We start from the raw sequence: 1,516 nt of genomic DNA on the forward strand, positions 1-1,516 counted from the left end.
GGCAACTTCCTTCTACCGATTCACCTTGACTGCGAATTTGTCTACTTGCCTGAACGATTGCCGTACGGCCGCCGCCAGCCTCAGCGGGCTCGACTGTGTCGAAGAAACGGCGAGCCATCTAGGCTCTACAGTATATAATTACGTTTGCAGGGGCGATAACGGTGAACCAAAGCATACCTCTGTGCGAGTCGATCTCAACGAGCGATTTCATCGCATTATCTCAAACTCCAGGTTCGAAATGACCAGAAAAATCCCGACCGCCATGTAAAGAATACGTGCCGCCCGCGGATTTTCCTCGATGCTTAGCGCAATAATCTTTGTCAGCCCAGATTGGGACACTCTCGGCTAACTCGACTCTTCCAACCCGATTTGGGAGTCTGTGCAGCCGTAAAAACGACATCCATCTAGACTGGACGGAACTAATGAATAACCACCAACGAAACTGGCGGACGACCGTCGTCGTCGTGACGATCGGAGCACTACTTGCGATCGTCGTCCCCCTGTCACTCCTCCCAGTACTTCCTTTCGAATACTTGAAGGAATACGGAACGGTTGGCGACACGATCGGTGGAATTTCGAATCCCATTACAGGATTGGCAGGAATCATTCTGTTATTCCTTGCTTTGACTGCGCAATTGCGCGCCAACGCACTTACGCAAAAACAGGTGGACGCCGATGCCGAAAAAGAGGTAAGGCAACGTGTCGCGACACACTTACATCAACTCTATGCATTCATGGACGAAAATATTAAGCAGTTCAACTACCAGAAAATTAGTACCCAAGAGTTGAGCTCTGAGCAGTTACATGGACGTCGAGCTATTCGGCAGTTCATTGATGACATTGAAAGCATGAATATCGACCTCCACGACTCGGAACGGCTTCTCCAGCAGGATGGCGTCAGGGAAATACTCGGCGTTTTAGAGATCGCGAAGCAAGCATTCGTCAAGATTGCGAGCTCCGATATCGATCCTATAAACAAGGATTTTTACGCAGCACTTGTCAAGCACGTACTTCTCTACAGCGTTTTCCCTTACACAGATCTTGACACCTCCGATGGCCTGACCCTTGCGGTATGCAACCAGTGTGGCCAACCACACGGCAACTACCCACCAGCCATTTTCGACCGACTACAGGATCTCAAGCGCTACTTCTAGCAACGCCGTCACCGGCAACGTGTCCGGTTCGTCGTTGCCAATACATGCCCAGCAGTTTTTCACCGAACCCGGGAAACTTCTTTGGGGTGGGTCACGGTCTCGGAGGCTGGCCAACTCTCTCGAAGCCAAGCCCTCCTCTCGAAGCCGCCGATCCTTACAGATGTGATCCATTTCCCTGAACGACGGACTCTCCATTTTGCGGCTGAATACGTATCTGGCCCCACACGTAACATCAAGAATGGCGCGGATCGACAAGCATTTCGAATCCGTGCGGGTTGCCGCTGATCCGTCAGCGGCGCAACGGCAGTCGGCATCCCCTCGTCGGCGAGACGTGAAGGGACCCCAACGGGCTTTTGCACCTC

1 protein-coding gene is annotated in these 1,516 nt (G+C 52.2%); it reads left to right on the plus strand.

Going from position 1 to position 1,516, the window contains the following annotated elements; translation table 11 throughout:
- The first annotated feature begins 422 nt into the window (after positions 1-422).
- On the plus strand, positions 423-1,154 hold the full coding sequence (locus ACIQ2D_RS21890; protein WP_003943777.1) for a hypothetical protein: 732 nt from the start codon (positions 423-425) through the stop codon (positions 1,152-1,154).
- Positions 1,155-1,516 lie beyond the last annotated feature (362 nt).

Origin of the sequence: Lysinibacillus sp. NPDC097287 (assembly GCF_044761695.1) — a bacterium.
Taxonomy (GTDB): Bacteria; Bacillota; Bacilli; order Bacillales_A; family Planococcaceae; genus Lysinibacillus.

Bases quoted from the DNA above. Each gene is read 5' to 3' on its own strand.
- ACIQ2D_RS21890 (WP_003943777.1), top strand. From the start codon at position 423: ATGAATAACCACCAACGAAACTGGCGGACGACCGTCGTCGTCGTGACG.